1 pseudogene is annotated in these 687 nt (G+C 46.6%); it reads right to left on the reverse strand.

The window, feature by feature from the left end:
* Window positions 1-687, reverse strand: a pseudogene (locus tag OU793_RS24775) (AAA family ATPase); the annotation flags it as partial.

Consider the following 687-nt stretch of genomic DNA (forward strand, 5'->3'; position numbering starts at 1 on the left):
TCGGCTCTGCAGTTTGAACTTCAGCTTCTGGTAGCTCAGGCTCACCGGCCATTGAAGCTAAAGCATCGTTTTCGTCAAACTCTGGCAGTTCCAGTTCGTCGAAGTTGAACTCGTCTTCATCAACGTCAGTGGACGTTGCCGCGACAGGTTCTTGTTCAAGTTTGTTTTCAGCTTCAGGCTCAACGTCGTCTAGTAACCAGTCTTCTTCTTGAGGAACGCCAAATTCATTCTCAACAGTATTCGGCGTTGGCGTGAATGCAGGTTCTTCCTCTTTACTGGTAATTTCTGGTTCAGTCTGTTCCTCGCGAAGTTGATACTCACCATTTTCAGAGGGCAGCTCTTCAGCCGATGGCATCAAATTCTCTTTGACAGATGAGTTTTCTAACTCTTCAGCAAAACCGTCTTTGCCTTCCAGAAGTGCATCTAGCTCGGCGGCAAAGTCTGCACTTTCTTGCTCAGTTTCTTCAAGAACGGTGTTATCAGATTCAAACAGTTCATCCAGCTCAGTCATCAGAGGGTCATGCTCTGGTGACATTTCCTCAAGATCACCTAAGAAGTCATTGCTATTAAACGGGACGCTTTCTTCTTGTAATGATTCCGTTGGTTCTGGAGCTACAGGTTGTTGCTGCGCCTCACTCAGCAGAGCGTCGATATCTAAGCCAGATTCAAATTCTAACTCTGAGGCGT

The organism is Vibrio sp. VP6, from assembly GCF_028823755.1.
In the GTDB taxonomy this organism is placed as follows: domain Bacteria; phylum Pseudomonadota; class Gammaproteobacteria; order Enterobacterales; family Vibrionaceae; genus Vibrio; species Vibrio parahaemolyticus.